Annotated in this window: 7 protein-coding genes; 1 reads left to right on the top strand and 6 read right to left on the bottom strand. The window is 46.2% G+C overall.

The genetic code is table 11. The features are described 5' to 3' along the window. Positions 1-24: 24 nt before the first annotated feature. From uvrA to QUB66_RS03590, 3 genes are all read right to left on the bottom strand, one after another. On the bottom strand, positions 25-2,988 hold the full coding sequence (uvrA, locus tag QUB66_RS03600) for an excinuclease ABC subunit UvrA (RefSeq protein WP_332965869.1): 2,964 nt from the start codon (positions 2,986-2,988) through the stop codon (positions 25-27). A 73-nt stretch (positions 2,989-3,061) separates the two neighbouring features. Then, positions 3,062-3,505, bottom strand: coding sequence for a retroviral-like aspartic protease family protein (locus QUB66_RS03595; RefSeq protein ID WP_265239383.1), 444 nt, complete (start codon positions 3,503-3,505; stop codon positions 3,062-3,064). A 209-nt stretch (positions 3,506-3,714) separates the two neighbouring features. Further along, positions 3,715-5,907 carry an alkaline phosphatase D family protein gene (locus QUB66_RS03590; RefSeq protein ID WP_332965871.1) on the bottom strand — a complete coding sequence of 731 codons (2,193 nt, stop codon included), beginning with the start codon at positions 5,905-5,907 and terminating at the stop codon, positions 3,715-3,717. 265 nt (positions 5,908-6,172) lie between these two features. Between QUB66_RS03590 and QUB66_RS03585 the strand changes: the two genes are divergently transcribed. Further along, complete coding sequence (locus QUB66_RS03585) at positions 6,173-7,954, top strand: SWIM zinc finger family protein (RefSeq protein ID WP_332965872.1); 1,782 nt, start codon at positions 6,173-6,175, stop codon at positions 7,952-7,954. Positions 7,955-8,193: 239 nt separating this feature from the next. On the opposite strand, the gene QUB66_RS03580 is transcribed toward QUB66_RS03585, so the two are convergent. From QUB66_RS03580 to QUB66_RS03570, 3 genes are all read right to left on the bottom strand, one after another. After that, positions 8,194-9,999, bottom strand: coding sequence for a serine hydrolase (locus QUB66_RS03580; RefSeq protein WP_332965874.1), 1,806 nt, complete (start codon positions 9,997-9,999; stop codon positions 8,194-8,196). A gap of 294 nt (positions 10,000-10,293) precedes the next feature. Further along, positions 10,294-11,028 (bottom strand): calcium-binding protein, encoded by a 735-nt coding sequence (locus QUB66_RS03575; protein WP_332965877.1) that lies wholly within the window; start codon positions 11,026-11,028, stop codon positions 10,294-10,296. Positions 11,029-11,362: 334 nt separating this feature from the next. After that, positions 11,363-15,352, bottom strand: a complete 3,990-nt coding sequence (locus QUB66_RS03570; RefSeq protein ID WP_332965878.1) for a Calx-beta domain-containing protein — start codon at positions 15,350-15,352, stop codon at positions 11,363-11,365. Between the last annotated feature and the right edge of the window lie 40 nt (positions 15,353-15,392).

Genomic DNA, 15,392 nt, shown 5'->3' with positions numbered 1-15,392 from the left:
AAAAATTGGGTGCTGTATTGAGTATTAGCTAACAGCTACAGCACTCCCCAAAGGATGCTGCTGCAAAACAGCTTGCAAATACTTGCCAGTATAAGACCGAGGATTTGCCGCCACATCCTCCGGCGTCCCCGCCACAATAATCTCGCCTCCCTTATCTCCCCCCTCCGGGCCCAAATCGATCGCCCAATCGCAGCACCGAATCACATCCAAATTGTGTTCGATTACCAAAATTGAATTACCCTTATCCACCAACCTTTGCAGCACATTTAGCAAGTGGTGAACATCATAAAACGACAAACCAGTCGTGGGTTCATCAATCAAATAAAGCGTCTTGCCAGTAGCGCGGCGCGACAGTTCCGTTGCTAACTTCACCCGCTGCGCTTCACCCCCAGAAAGCGTCGGTGCTGGCTGTCCCAACTGAATGTAACCCAAACCAACATCCACCAAAGTTTGCAGTCTGATACCAGCCCTGGGAATATTTTTAAACATTTCCAAAGCCTCCTCCACAGTCATGTTCAAAACATCAGAAATCGACTTACCTTTATACTTTACTTGCAGCGTTTCCCGGTTGTAGCGCGCACCTTTACAAACCTCGCACTGCACGTAAACATCCGGCAAAAAATTCATCGAAATTACGTTCACGCCTTGGCCACCGCAAGCTTCGCACCTTCCGCCTTTTACGTTAAAAGAAAACTGCCCCGCTTTGTAACCTCTTGCCTTCGCTTCAACGGTTTCGCAAAACAAATCCCGAATCACATCAAAAACTCCCGTGTACGTAGCAGGATTAGAACGCGGAGTGCGACCGATGGGAGATTGATCGATCACAATTACTTTGTCAACTACATCCTGAAGAGAGCGTTCACCCTTTGTTTTGAGGGCTTCCATATCGGGCGGTAACGGAACTTTTTTGGTGAGATAGTGTTGCAGCGACGGGTACAACAATTCATTGATTAAAGTGGATTTTCCCGAACCGGAAACGCCCGTCACACAGACGAGTTTTCCCAGCGGAATTTCCACATCAATATTTTTTAGATTGTTGCGCGTCGCATTTTTGATCGAGAGAGCTTTGCCGTTGCCTTTTCTCCTTTCATTCGGAGTTTCAATTACTCGTTTTCCCGACAAGTAAGCCCCGGTCAAAGATTCCTCTGCCGCTAACAAATTTTCTAAACTGCCTTGGGAGATGATTTTGCCACCGTGAACGCCGGCACCTGGCCCGATATCGATAATATGGTCGGCCGCTCGCATGGTTTCTTCATCGTGTTCTACTACAATCAAAGTATTGCCTAAATCGCGCAATTTTGTTAAGGTTTGCAGCAGGCGAAAATTGTCTCTTTGATGCAGTCCAATGCTGGGTTCGTCTAAAACATAGAGGACACCTGTTAAACCAGAACCGATTTGAGTGGCGAGCCGAATTCGCTGGGCTTCTCCGCCAGAAAGTGTCATGGCTGCACGGTCTAATGTCAGATAATCTAACCCGACATCAAGCAAAAATTGCAGCCTTGCTTTGATTTCTCTCAGGGCTAAATCGGATATTTGGAATTGTCGATCGCTCAATCCCAAATTATCCATTCTCTCCCGACATTCGCGAATCGAAATGCTCGTCAAATCCACAATTCCGTACTGTCCCAACCGCACCGCCAGCGCCTCTGGTTTCAACCGTTTGCCGTGACAAACATCGCAATGGCGATCGACTCGATACTGTTCCAACTTCTGTTTGATCAAATCAGAACCAGTATCATCGTACTGGCGCTGCAACATGGAAATTACGCCCTTAAAATCTCTCCTAAAATCGTTGCCGTTGCTGTCTCTATTCTTACTTTCTGCTGTTTGTTTGGACTCATTTCCATACAAAATCACCCGCTGATGTTCTGGCCTCAAGCGGAACCAAGGAGTGTCGATCGCAAATCCGCAAGCATCAGCAACGCTGCACAGCAAAGAGAGATAATAGGAATTGTCTTTGTCTGACCAAGGGGCGATCGCACAATAAAGAGGCGCTTTTTCGTCGGGAATCACCAACTCCGGCGCAAAAGTCCGCAAACTCCCCAAACCGTGACAGTTTGGGCAGGCGCCGTAGGGCGAATTAAACGAAAACAACCGCGGCGAAAGTTCTTCCATCACCGCGCCGTGTTCGGGACAAGCAAAGTTTTCCGAAAATACGATCGGCGGATTTGGTTCGGAATTTTCGTCAGTTGGTAACTCTTCAATTATCGCAATTCCCTCAGAATGCCGCAAACAAGTTGCTAGAGAATCCACTAAACGTTCTTCTAAACCCGGTTTTTTAACTAACCGATCGACAACTATCTCGATATTGTGGATATGATTTTTATCTAATTCGATATTTTCCGAAAGTTCTAAAATTTCTCCGTTAACTTTGACTCGAATAAATCCTTCGGAAGCTAAACTAGAGAGTAATTTGCGGTGAGTGCCTTTTTTTCCGCGCACCACGGGCGCCAGAAGGTGAAAGCGAGTGCCGTCTGGAAGGGCCATCACTCGATCGCACATTTCATCAATTGTCTGCGGCGCAATGCAGCGATCGCAAATCGGACAGTGCGGTTCGCCAGCTCTGCCGTAGAGTAATCTGAGATAATCGTAAATTTCTGTAACAGTGCCGACAGTCGATCGCGGGTTGTGAGAAGTTGACTTTTGGTCGATCGAAATAGCCGGACTCAGCCCCTCGATCGCATCGACATCGGGTTTGTCCAACTGTCCCAAAAACTGGCGCGCGTAGGCGCTGAGAGACTCCACGTAGCGGCGCTGTCCTTCGGCAAAAATTGTATCGAAAGCCAAGGAAGACTTACCAGAACCGGAGACACCAGTAAACACGATCAGGCGATCGCGCGGCAGTTCCAAATCGATATTCTTCAGGTTGTGCTGTCTCGCACCGCGAATCCGGATCGTATTTTGGCTGTTGGAGTTAGAAGTCGTCACCTGATGCCCATTGTGGGATGCACTTGGCTGGCTGTGTGAGGTTTCGGCGCGTTGGGACATGAGAGTAGTGCAAAACAGTGCTTAACCATCTTAGCGCTGCCTTTGGAATAGGTAGCATCCAAAGTCAATAAGCTCAAAGAATTGTCAAATAGGTTTCCGTCGGCCCGTCGGGCAAAACCTTCAAACTTTGATTTTTCAAATCCACTTCAATTCCCAGCGCTGACCTCGGAATCACGCCTAAAAGCGGAGTTTTCCCCTCTGGCAATTCCAAACACTCAAACGTGCCTTCGCGCCCGCACAGAGAAATTTTAGCATCTTGAAAAATTCTTGCCTCACTAATACCTGTGGCTGTTTCCACAACCAATTGTTTAAGGATTCTCAAACCTAGTCTAGCAATGACATCTTTCGGCAAACACAAAGTTGTCGCGCCCGTATCCATTAAAACATTTGCTATAGTCACAGACCTGACTTGCTCAATCGGAATCAAACCATCTTCTGCTTTCCCTTCATCTAACCGATTGGTAATTATTAGCGTTGTTGTAACCTTTCCCATCAGGCTTTCGGTTGTTGATTGCATAATTTTCATCTGAAAATTTGCTGTCTTAATTTTAATACAATAAACCTCTTGCCAAAGTCCTTTTAATCATTTTTTGGGACGTTGCTCTGAGCAGCGTCCCAATTATTTTCGGAATAATTATTCTACTAAAATTCAACCCGATGTGAACTCTAGAAAATCAAGATTATTCCTGTTTAATCCTAGCGTTTTTAAGATAGCGAGCCATTCAATTACTTAGGATTAACCACAAACTGACTCACAATAAACGGCTTTTGATTGATAATTGCCTGTGGATTAGCATCAAGTTGCGGCTGGGTGTAGGGTTCAACACCGTAAGTCGTGACCAACAACTGCTGCGTCCCAGGGGCGATCTCAAACTCATTCCAGCCGTAGGTATGCACTCCTAAATATTGTCCCTGAAGCAGTTTAGCATCAATCCCAGAACCTTCCAAACCTACTGGATCGTATCCCAGCGGCGCTGTCCGAGTATCCAGAATATTGCGGACAAAGGCATCTTTTTGTTCCCTTGTTGGCAATGAATTATAGCGATCTTTTTCAGATTGTGGCAGGAGGGCGGCGGGCGTAAAAGCAACTGTTGCCGGGCCAAAGGGGGCGGCAAACTGCCCTTGCCCAATATTCAACTGAATCGCAACGGGACTCGTCATTACATCAATCACATCCGTGGGGATTTGCGGCTGACCGGCTGCTTCTTGATAGGTGACGTTATTCACGACATATCCGTGAAAATCTCCGGTGGCAAAGACCACGTTTTTGATGTTATTCTCTTTGATGAAACGCAGCAAATCTGTTCGCTCAGCCGCATAACCTTCCCAGCGATCGCCTGCAACGGGAATGCCAAAATTTTGAATCGGATCGCTTGACATAATCACTTTCCAGGTAATGCCATTTTGTTGCGATTTCAGCAAGTCATTTTTCAAGTCCTGAAGTTGCACCGCCCCTAACATTGTACGATTCGGGGTAAAGGCATCGTTGAGGAACTTATTAACAGTAGCCTGGTCGGAAGTTTCTGCAATACTTTTTAAGGAATTATCGCGGAAAGATCGCAAATCTAACACAAATGTAGCGGCATCACTACCGTAGGTATTGTAGCGATAAAGCTTCTGTTCGTTAGCAGTGCGGGGGTCTGTCGTATTGCCGTAAAAATCGTCTCGTATGGGATTGTAGGCTTGAAATGCTCGCAAAGCGTCGTCAAATACAGGCGTATCATTGACAAAACCTCCGCCAGTCCCGAAAATTCCTTCCTTCTGAGGTGACTCAGCAGGCGCTACACCCCCGGCAAAATCATTGGTAAGTTCGTGGTCGTCCCAGGTAGAATAGATGCTAGTAGAAGCTTGCAAATTAGCCCAGGTATTGAGACCGTAACGCTGAGAGTAAACTTCATTCTGCTTGGTGTTAAACTCTTCAAGAGTTTTCGGTTGCCTAACTCCTGGTAAATCCGGCGATAAATCGTCTGCATAAACGCTGTCGCCGATGCGAACAAAAAAGTCGAGATTGCGTTCTGGTGCATTGGCGATCGCCGGAAAAGGAGTTAGTTGCCCTTGCCAATCGCCAGCCACGCCAAATCGTAAACCTTGGCGACTTCCCAACTCAGCAGCAGTGCGAAATTGTCCGACGGCTGAAGTGCCAGCGGTATCGCGCACTCGATAAAAGTATTGAGTTGCTGGCTTTAAATTTGTCAGTTGGACTTTCACCGGCATGGCGATATCGGTGGCTGTATTCGTGAGAGTGCCGAGAATATTGCCGAAATTGCGATCGGTGGAATATTCAAAGACAACATTACCGAGAACTGTGCTCCGCGTCCACAAAACCGTTGAATTTTGGGTGGTATCTCCAGCAGCAACGCCATTCGGCAAAGTTGAATCGCCAGACTTAATAAATGGTGTAACTTCGCGTGCTTCAGCAGCGCCAAACTTAATATAATGTTCGATGCCCGTGATTTCGTCGCGCTTAACAGCAGCAGCCACATCTGGGTTTTTTCCCAGATAATAGCCATCGTTATAGAAAGGGCTGGGACTGCGATTTTCGGATTCACCAAATAGGATGAAGTGACCAATACCTGTAATTTCATCGCGATCGACGGCGGCAGCTACATCGGGGTTTTTTGCTAGGTAATAGCTGTTGTTATAGAATTCGCTAGGATTGCGACCCTCAGATTCTCCAAAAGTAATGAAGTGTTGTATTGCTGTCGTGGCTTTGTTATTGACGGCGGCCGCAACATCGGGGTTGTTTAGGAGATAATAATTACTGTCGAATAGGACGCTAGGGCTGCGACCCTCAAATTGACCGAACTGGGTGAAGTGTGCAAATGCGTTCGGGAAGCTTCCGTTGGCTACAGCGCTAGCAACAGCCGGGTTTTTCGCCAAATAATAGCTTTCATTAAATAGGCTTTTAGTGTCTAACATAATGGGAAATACTAACTCTTGTTTAAGGGCTTTGGGGTCTAAAATGACCTTCAGAAGATTATATACTGTTAGCGCCGACTTATTTATACCAAATCTGGATTACCCCTTTTATTTTTCCTCTTCTCTCTGCGCCCTTTGCGCCTTTGCGGTTGATTAATCAAGATGGTCATAAAACCAGATTCGGTATAAGCCGTTCCATTCTTAGACCAAGTGCATTTCTGAAGTAAAATCGAGTCTAACCCTTTAATTGCTGAGGTCTGGTGTGATGCCAATTCCCAAACTTAGTAAAACGATCATCAAGAATAACAGTTCTGAGCGATCGCTCAACCGAGCCCAAGATTACTATTTAAGTGGCAGTGTTACTAACGCAGTCCTCCGTGGCAATATGGTGCAAGCAACAGTATACGGTTCTCAATATGAACCCTACCGTGTTTCCCTACCCTTTACTGATGCCGGATTAACATCTGGAGTATTCTGCACTTGTCCTTACGATGGCGATGGATGGTGCAAACACATTATCGCTACGCTGTTTTTGTGTCTGCGAGAACCAGAAAAAATTGAACATGGCGAGACGCTGGAAGACTTGCTTTCTCGCCTCAACGACGCCCAAATCTATGAGTTAGTAGAGCATTTAGTGGACAACGAACCGGCGCTGATAAATGCGATCGAACTATACGTTAATTCAAACGCTGTGTCTGCGCCGACAAACCAACTGACGAAAATACATCGCCAAAGTGCGATCGATCCTGCTCCTTTTCGGCGACAAGTACGAGAAATTTTCCGACAAGCTGAGAATTATTGCGAGAATGAATATGGTTATGATGAAGAAGACCCGATTACAGAAGAAATTTTAGAACTAATTCAACAAGCCCAGGAATTCAGCGAAAATGGAGACGGCAAAAACGCCTTAGTAATTTTAGAAGCCATTACTTCAGGTTGCGTTGATGATTGGGATGACGTAGAAGAATATGGTTTTGAAAGTTATGAAATTACTAATGCTTTGGATGAAGCTTGGACAGCAGCCATTTTGACCGCCGAACTAACTGCTGAAGAAAAAATAGATTTCCAGGTGATGTTAGAAGGTTGGAATGATGAATGGGATTGTGATTTCAGCATGAGTTTGGAAGCTTTACGCCAAGGTTGGGACTATCCGCCTCTCCAGCAGATATTGGAGGGAAACCTTACTGGACAAGAAATTTGGGATGATGATGCACCAAATTATGCCCATGAATTAACCTTGACTCGATTGCAAATTCTCGATCGCCAGAATCGAGACGAAGAATACTTATACCTAGCCCAAGCAGAAGGCTGTATTCAACAATATCTGACCATGTTAGCTCGTTTGGGTAGAATAGAAGAAGCTGTGAAAGCTGCGGCAACTGAGATGACATCAGTAGAAGAGGCTTTTGCTCTAGTTCAAATTTTAGAAGCAGACGGATACTCAGAAGAAGCTCTAAAAATTTGTCAATTGGGGTTAGATTTGCCAGGCAATTCTACCTACAAACTGGCAGTTTTCATGAGTGAACTAGCCGATAAATTGGGAGACAAAGAATCTGCATTTAGTGCTAAAATTAAAGTCTTTGAAATTCAACCCTCCTTGAATGATTATCTTTCATTGCTGGAGTTGTCAGGAGATAATTTTTTAACTTTGAAAGCCGATTTATTGGCAATTGTAAAAACCACTCAAAAATACACTTCTGCCGAAGCGAAGGTTGATATTTTTCTGCATGAGGGACTGATTGAAGAGGCGATCGCCCTTGTTGACACATCCTACAGTTCACAACTGGTGCATCGAGTGATGATGGCGGCAATTCCCCATCGCCCCGATTGGGTAATCGCCAATGCTTGTCAGCGCGCTGAATCGATTCTAAATCCAATGAAATCAGCCGAGTACGATAGTGCGATTAAGTGGCTAGAAAAAGCCCGTGCTGCGTATTTACAAGCTGGGCGAAATGTTGAGTGGTCTGCTTATCGTACTCAACTGATGGAAGTACACAGTCGGAAGCGGAAATTCATGGGCTTGTTCAAAAACTCATATTTAAATTGAGTCTTAATTTTAGCTTCATTCAGTTGACAGTTGACAGTATTTGTAGGGTGCGTCGCCATCGACAATCCTTACATCAATACTGACAATTTGATAGCGACGCACCTGACAAGATTCCCATCGGTGCGTCGCTTGCTAGATAATCAATTGAAATTTGGGATTAAAGAATGGCGACTCACCCTACGAATAATCTGCGTCGATCTACGTTTATCCACATCGCATCTGCGGTTTACCTATCAATATTATTTTGCACCAGCACTCGCCTCAACCATATTCCAATTTACCCGAGAAACACCGTACAAAATAAAATTATCCAAAAGTCCGTAAGCATCCCCGCAATTGTAACCTTTAGCATCAACACACTTCTTATCCGCCCTCTGATTCACCGCCACAAAAATATCAACTCCATCCGGCAACACACCCGCATACATCTTCAAATTAGCAAAATCATCAAGGATGTGACCTCCATCGTCCACAGGCGGCAATTTCCACTCCTTCGGGTTATTCTTTCCCCCTAACTGAATTGCCCAAGCATGAGTACCATCGAGCGCTCCGTTGTGAGCAGTATATCGATTCCAAACATTATTTCGCTTTTCCCCGATGCGCGGGTTATTTTCATAACCGCCCACCCAATATTGTGACATGAATTTGAGAAAAACTCCAGCTTCCGCAGCTAACGAACCGGTGCCGGGACTCAAATCTGTGTTTCTGTTGGAAAAAGGAACTTGGCTTAAATTCCAAGACCAATTTATCGTCCCAGGCTTGGTATTTATCCAACTAGAAAAATCGCAAAAGCTGCCATTCCAAATACAGTGCGGCCGCTTCAAATCCCATCCCATCCCGTAGTAATTTTTTCCGTTCCAGTGGCGCTTTTCCGGTTCGCGACTGCTAAAATTTTCTACTTCTTGGGTCATAAAAATTCCCTTGGTAGCCGTAGTAGGAATTCCCAACTCTGTTTTGAAGAAAAGCTCCAAAGCAGAGCCTTGATGAGTTTCTGGTTTACCCGTTTTAGCAGCATATCTGCCAGAAGCGACAAGCTGCTGCATAATAATTGTAGGAAATGCCGGACTGGTATTGGAATAATGATATTGACCGAGGGGATACTGAAGGCATCGCCCAGCCAAAACCAGCATGGTTTCTTCTAAATTAGGACTTGGCAAAAAATAGCCTGCGTTAGCAGAGATGCCGAGTTGATTTTTAGCGAAACTTACAGATTTGTTTCCCCATTCATTGACAAGTAGCTGTTCTTGTGATTTAAAATTGGCTGGAGTTTTCAGATTGCGAAGTACGGCCAAATTTGCAGTTACGTCTTCACCGTATCTGGGGGCGCTGCGCTGAAGTCCAGATCGGTGCGATAGCAGGTGTCCGAGGGTGACATTTTGCCACTGTTTGTCGGCAAATCCTGAGTTGAGATTGCTACAATTACGGTCTTTAATTGCTACGGGAAATTTGACTTTCCCCGAAAATACGGCGTGCAATTTTTCAGGGATAATCGCGACTGGATATTGCTTGTTTAAACCGGGAATTAGGGGCGGATAATGCTGGGGATCGAACAATTTCATTCCTTCGATTTGCTCGTCAGTCAGTTCTAAGCCAGCCCGATCGCGCGCCGTCTGTTTTAGCACCCAGCGCACCATTGCAAAGGTGACAGGCTTGCTGATGCTGCCCATACGCATGGGGGTGTCTGCGGGTACGATCGCGCTTAGAGGAGCCTGCATATCGTCGCCGCAAGCCGGATTTTCGCTCAAGGTCGATCGACCTTTCATGCGCCCCAAGCCCCAAACACCCACGGGCTTACCTTTGACAGAAACACCGAGGACAGCCGCACCGACGCAGCGGTGGCGCATGAACTCTGTCAAGGATTGCAAAATCGGCTGTAGTTGCGCGTCGCCGCTACCGCTAACGGGGATGCTTTCTTCCGCTAAAGCTGTGTTATTGTTCGACTCAAAAACCTTTCCGAAGCCTCCTAAGAGGATAGCACAAATTAAGGTTAAACTCGTGTAAAAACATCTATTAAATTTGAGTTGATTAAAAGCAATTTTTATCATAAAAGCCTCTGGTTTTAAAATAAAGGGCGGTACTCAATTTCCCGCCCTTTCGTAGCGCGATTGTCAACGTAATTTGATAGATGAAGTCAACCGCAGATATCGGGCAGACGCAACAGTGATAGACCCAGATTATTTCAAGATAGGCAAGCGTTTTTTGCAATTTAACTCTACTAAGCTGTTGTGCATTTAAATTGTATATCTTGATGACAATTGAAAATCTTCAAATCCTCTCCCCCTCTCCCCTTCTCCCCCTCTCCCACTCAATCGCTATACACAATCTATATGAGCAACAGCTTATAGAGGGATGGGAGGCGCGGATAAGAATACTTGATTTGGGTTGACACTCAATAATTTTTGGTCTTGCACAACCCCAATCAAATTATCCTTGTAGAAGATACCAGTATCTTTAACATTGTTGCCGTTCCAATCGCCAAGTTTGAGAGAATAGCCGTCTGCGAAATTGCCTTTAATTTGAATTTTGTCTTCACCTACACTAAAATCGGTAATCGTAGCATAGCCGGTGCCAAGATAGTAAACATTGTTAACGTTGCCGAGTACAAATGTGTCCGCACCCGCGCCGCCTGCGAGAGAATCCGATTCACTTCCGCCGCCGATACCGTTACCAGCACCTGAAAAATTAGCACCGTCAAGGTAATCGTTACCGTCGCCACCAATCAGATAATCTTTGCCGCTTCCTCCGAATAAATGATCGTTGTGAAGTCCGCCGCTCAGATAATCTTTGCCAGCACCTCCATACAGCAAATCTTCGCCAGCTTCGCCGTATAATTTATCGTTACCCGCGCCGCCATCTAGCTTATCGCCACCGTAGCCACCGTAGAGGATGTCATCTCCGTCGAGACCTGACAAGATATCATCGCCTTTATTGCCGTAGATTGTATCATTGGAAAGCTGAATTTGACCTTGGTCGTTGATTGTCCAATTTTGTCCAACTAAGGATTTGTGGAGTTTACCGTCGCCGTTGACAGTGTTGTTGTCGTCGTAGTCTGTACCTTTGATAATTGATGACATTTTTGTGGCTCCTTGTTTTTGTCTAATTAGTGCAAGGGTGAGAAAGACTCAACTAACTTGCTTGATGTCTCTAGTTTCTCCTTTCGTCAAGCAAGCGACAATGGGAATAAAATCAGGTGTTTAAATGACTAAAAAAGGTTTTTGGTAATTTTGGGTAGGAATAAATCAGGGAGTTCAATATCAAAATAGGGAAAAGTCAGGCTGCATTGATGTAAAAAAATGCGTTGAATCCGTAGTCCGCAAATCTTTGATTGATAAGTCAACCGCAGATGTAAGGCAGATGCAACACGGATTAACGCAGTGCATTTCAAGAATTGAGAGCGAATAAATTAGGTTAGTTAAACTCTGTAAAATTGATTTGAGCAACAGATAGGTTATTGAGAGTGGCTAAAATTTGACCTGTTGCTGTCAAGCGGATTAAGGTGTTGCTATTGGCTTGAGTAATTGCAAGTTCAGAGGAAGTCAAACCTCTAGTAAGGGCGATCGCATCTTTTCCGGGTTCAAAATCTCGAATGATATCCATGCCTGAATCAGCCCAAAGCAGAAAAACATCCCTCCCACTTCCTCCAATTAAAAAATCATCTCCCAAATCGCCACTTAAAAAGTCGTCTCCCGATCCCCCAAATATGGTATCATTGTCTTCCCCTCCGAAAATCGTATCATTTCCTTCACATCCACCCAGTAAGTCGTTATTTTCATCGCCCCGCAAGTAATCGTTACCACCGCCACCACAGGCTGTATCATCACCTACATTTCCCAACAGAGTATCGTTGCCTTCACTGCCTAAAATTAAATCTCGATCCTTACCTCCCAATAAGAAATCGTTTCCTTTGCCCCCATCCAAGAAATCGGAGTCTTCGTTGCCATTAATGAAGTCGCTATCTTCTCTGCCATTGAGTGAATCTTCTCCTCGATTTCCTAATAATGTATCTCCTCCTTCATTGCCAAGAATAATGTCTTGATTCTTGCCACCAAAAAGCCAGTCATCTCCCGTTCCACCAGAGATAAAGTCGTTGCCTTCGTTACCGTTACAAAAATCATTTCCTTCGCCACCAAACAGATTGTCGTTACCTTCTCCAGCCTGGAAATAGTCCTCGCTGTTGCTACCGTCGAATCTCTCATTGCTAGCAGTATCTGTGAGGATTCCATCGGTACTATTTACAACTACCTTTTCTATCGGATTGGGTTGGTTGAGATTTGGGAGGGATAGAGAGTTACAAAGGCAATCTTCTGTCGGAATTTCTGTCGGAATTTCTGTCGGAGTTGGCGTTGGTGTCGGAATCGGTGTCGTAATTTCTGTCGGAGTTGGCGTTGGTGTCGGAATCGGTGTCGGAGTTGGCGTTGGCGTTTTTATGGGAATCGGTGTCGGAATCGGTGTCGGAGTTGGCGTTGGCGTTTTTATGGGAATCGGTGTCGGAATCGGTGTCGGAATCGGTGTCGGAATTGGTGCCGGAATTGGTGTTGGCGTTGGCGTTTCTGCCGGAATTGGTGTTGGCGTTGGTGTCGGAATCGGTGTCGGAATCGGTGTCGGAGTTGGTGTTGGCGTTTCTGTCGGAATTTCTGCCGGAGTTGGTGTTGAAATTGGTGTCGGAGTTGGCGTTGGTGTTGGCGTTTCTGTTGGCGTTTCTGTTGGCGTTGGTGTCGGAATCGGCGTTGGTGTCGGAATCGGTGTCGGAGTTGGTGTTGGCGTTTCTGTCGGAATCGGAGTTGGTGTCGGAATCGGAGTTGGTGTCGGAATCGGCGTTTCCGTCGGAGTTGGTGTCGGAATCGGAGTTGGTGTTGGTGTTGGAATTGGTGTCGGAGTTGGGGCATTATCATCATTGACAATGATGTCCGTACTTTGGTTGGCGACGGGATCGATCGCGCCGTTGGTAGCATTATTGAGGGTAACGCTGAAAGTTTCATCCACCTCGATTTTGCCGTCGCCCTTAGCAAGTACAACGATCGCCTTTGTTAGCGCTTCTCCTGGATTAAAGATGAGATTACCGTCATTATCTTCGTAGTCGAGATCTGCCGTAGTAGCAGTACCGTCATCTGTCTTGTAGTTAACCGTAACGGGCAAACCAGAAGCATTTGAGAGGCTAACTGTATAGTTGTAGGCGGTTGTTCCTGTATCGCCTTCAGCTTGGTTAATCGTGGCGGGGGCGATGCTGATAGTTGGAGGATTGTCATTATCTGCGATCGTCAAAACTGCATTGTTATATCGATCGCCCACCGTAGCATTTCCAGTAGGATTAGTCAGAGATAAATTAACCGTTTCGTCAGCTTCATCGATCGCATCATCAGCGATCGGAATAGTCACAATTTTTGGTGTGGTATCGCCAGCGGCAAAGTTAATCGCGATCGGCGTATTGGTGTAGTCAGCAGCAACAGCAGTACCATCCGCCAGCGTCAGCGTTGCGCCAACTGCACCTTTGTTACCAGCAATGCGATCGACAGTAATTGCTGCACCTACAACTGTACCGTTTTCATTCACCGTGTAAGCGGGGTTGCTCAATTGCAGTAAGCCGGGGGAAGGTTGAGAAAATTCGGAAGTATCGTTAGTTGTTAAGTTAATAGCATTAGTCACAATCGCCCCTGTTGCAGTTAACACCGGCGATGTAAAATTAGCATTTCCAGCAGCATCAGTCGTGACATTAACAAAGTTGAGGTAAGTTTTTCCTTCGCCGTAACCGCTGGGATCTAAAACAGTATTGTCAAAAAATTCGACGCGGAAAGTTGTATTGGCAATGCTGTTGAGAGTGCCGCTAATAGTAATGTTGCCGTTGCTAGCAGTTGCCGAGTTTAAAATAGGAAAATTTTGCAAGCCGTTGCCGCCTGTATCTCCGTCTCCCAATTCGTTTGGGGTAACGCCGTCGCTAGTTAGGGGATCGGCATCATTATCGAGATCGATGCCTAAACCATTATTAGAAAAGATAGAATTGCCTAAAATTGCTACGCCGTTGCCACCGGTTACTTGAATGCCACTGCTACCGCTAAATGCGATCGTGTTGCCTTCCCCTGCTGCGGTACCGCCGATGCGGTTATTCACACCAGCATCTAAAGCTACGACGTTGCTGTACAAAGTATTGGGTAAAGGAGTGCTGCCGTCAGCTTGCGTGCCGATATAATTGCCGATAACGCGGTTGCGAATTGTCACCTCGCTAAGGAAATAGACGCCCATTTGATTGCCGGAAATGACATTGCCTTCTTGCGGTGTCGTGCCACCGATAATGTTGCTTTCGCCAGCAGCGATTACGACACCGACCGGATTTCCCAAAGCGGCAGTACCGCTGATATTTGTGCCGATATAGTTGCCGATCACTCGGTTTGTCGCAGGTACACCGCCTGAAGGTTCGTTTAAAACTGTGGGCGCAAATGCAAAAAAAATACCCGCAGTCTGACTGCCAGAAATGATATTGCGTTCTTGAGGCGTTGTGCCGCCGATAATATTGTTAGAAGCGCTGCCAATAGCGATGCCATAGATAGTGTTTCCTAGCGCTACATTACCCGTGATGTCAGTGCCGATGAGGTTGCCGACAACTCGATTTTGATTGGCAGTTGGGCCGTTAATCAAAATTCCGCCACCGATGCCCACATTGCCAGAAATCAGGTTGTCCTGAATCAAGTTTTCAGGCGCATTGCGAATGCTGATGCCACTGGCGTTGCCGATCGCAACAGTACCCGTAATATCAGTGCCAATACGGTTGCCGATTACTTGGTTGTTGCGCGCAGCGATACCGGAAATATCGATGCCAAACCCGAAATCAGAATTGTTGTTGCCAGAGATTAAGTTGTTCTCGATCCGATTATCTGGAACGCCATCAATCAAGATCCCTCGGGCGTTGCCCCGATCGACCGTACCCGTTAGATCCGTGCCGATGTGGTTGCTGAGGATCTCGTTGCCGCCATTGGTTTGCAAGCGGATGCCTTCCAAGCTAATAAATCTGTTGATCGCTAAACCTTGCACGGTACTGTTCCCAGCAGTGATAGCAAGTCCGGCAATCCCTATTCCAGCGAGGTTGCCGCTGAGTTCCACCAGTGGCAAACCGTTATAGCCCGCGCCGCCTTGACTCCAACCATCGACGACAACTCGATCGGAGATCGTCGGCAGTGCGGATAAAGGCTGAATTAATTGCTGAGAACCGATCGCCCCGATATTAAAGGCGATCGTGTCGCGATCGGCACCAGTACCGACAGTGCCGTTAATTTGCGCTTGTTCTGCCACTGTCAAAGCAGCAAAATTCAGAGTACCATTGGCAATCAGAATTGCCTCTCTGAGGGAGATGACGGCATTCCTGGTATTCAAGTCATCTGTGCTATTAACGGTAATGGTAGCAGCCATGATTTTTCTCCTGATACCCTGGTGTTTGCGAGGTTCGGCT

Source organism: Microcoleus sp. A2-C3, assembly GCF_036706065.1.
GTDB lineage: Bacteria > Cyanobacteriota > Cyanobacteriia > Cyanobacteriales > Microcoleaceae > Microcoleus.
Note: the sequence above shows the minus strand (reverse complement) of the source record. Positions and strands in the feature narration are given on the sequence as shown.

Coding starts and splice junctions, on each gene's coding strand:
- uvrA (WP_332965869.1), bottom strand. CDS start 2,988: ATGTCCCAACGCGCCGAAACCTCACACAGCCAGCCAAGTGCATCCCAC.
- QUB66_RS03595 (WP_265239383.1), bottom strand. CDS start 3,505: ATGCAATCAACAACCGAAAGCCTGATGGGAAAGGTTACAACAACGCTA.
- QUB66_RS03590 (WP_332965871.1), bottom strand. CDS start 5,907: ATGTTAGACACTAAAAGCCTATTTAATGAAAGCTATTATTTGGCGAAA.
- QUB66_RS03585 (WP_332965872.1), top strand. CDS start 6,173: ATGCCAATTCCCAAACTTAGTAAAACGATCATCAAGAATAACAGTTCT.
- QUB66_RS03580 (WP_332965874.1), bottom strand. CDS start 9,999: ATGATAAAAATTGCTTTTAATCAACTCAAATTTAATAGATGTTTTTAC.
- QUB66_RS03575 (WP_332965877.1), bottom strand. CDS start 11,028: ATGTCATCAATTATCAAAGGTACAGACTACGACGACAACAACACTGTC.
- QUB66_RS03570 (WP_332965878.1), bottom strand. CDS start 15,352: ATGGCTGCTACCATTACCGTTAATAGCACAGATGACTTGAATACCAGG.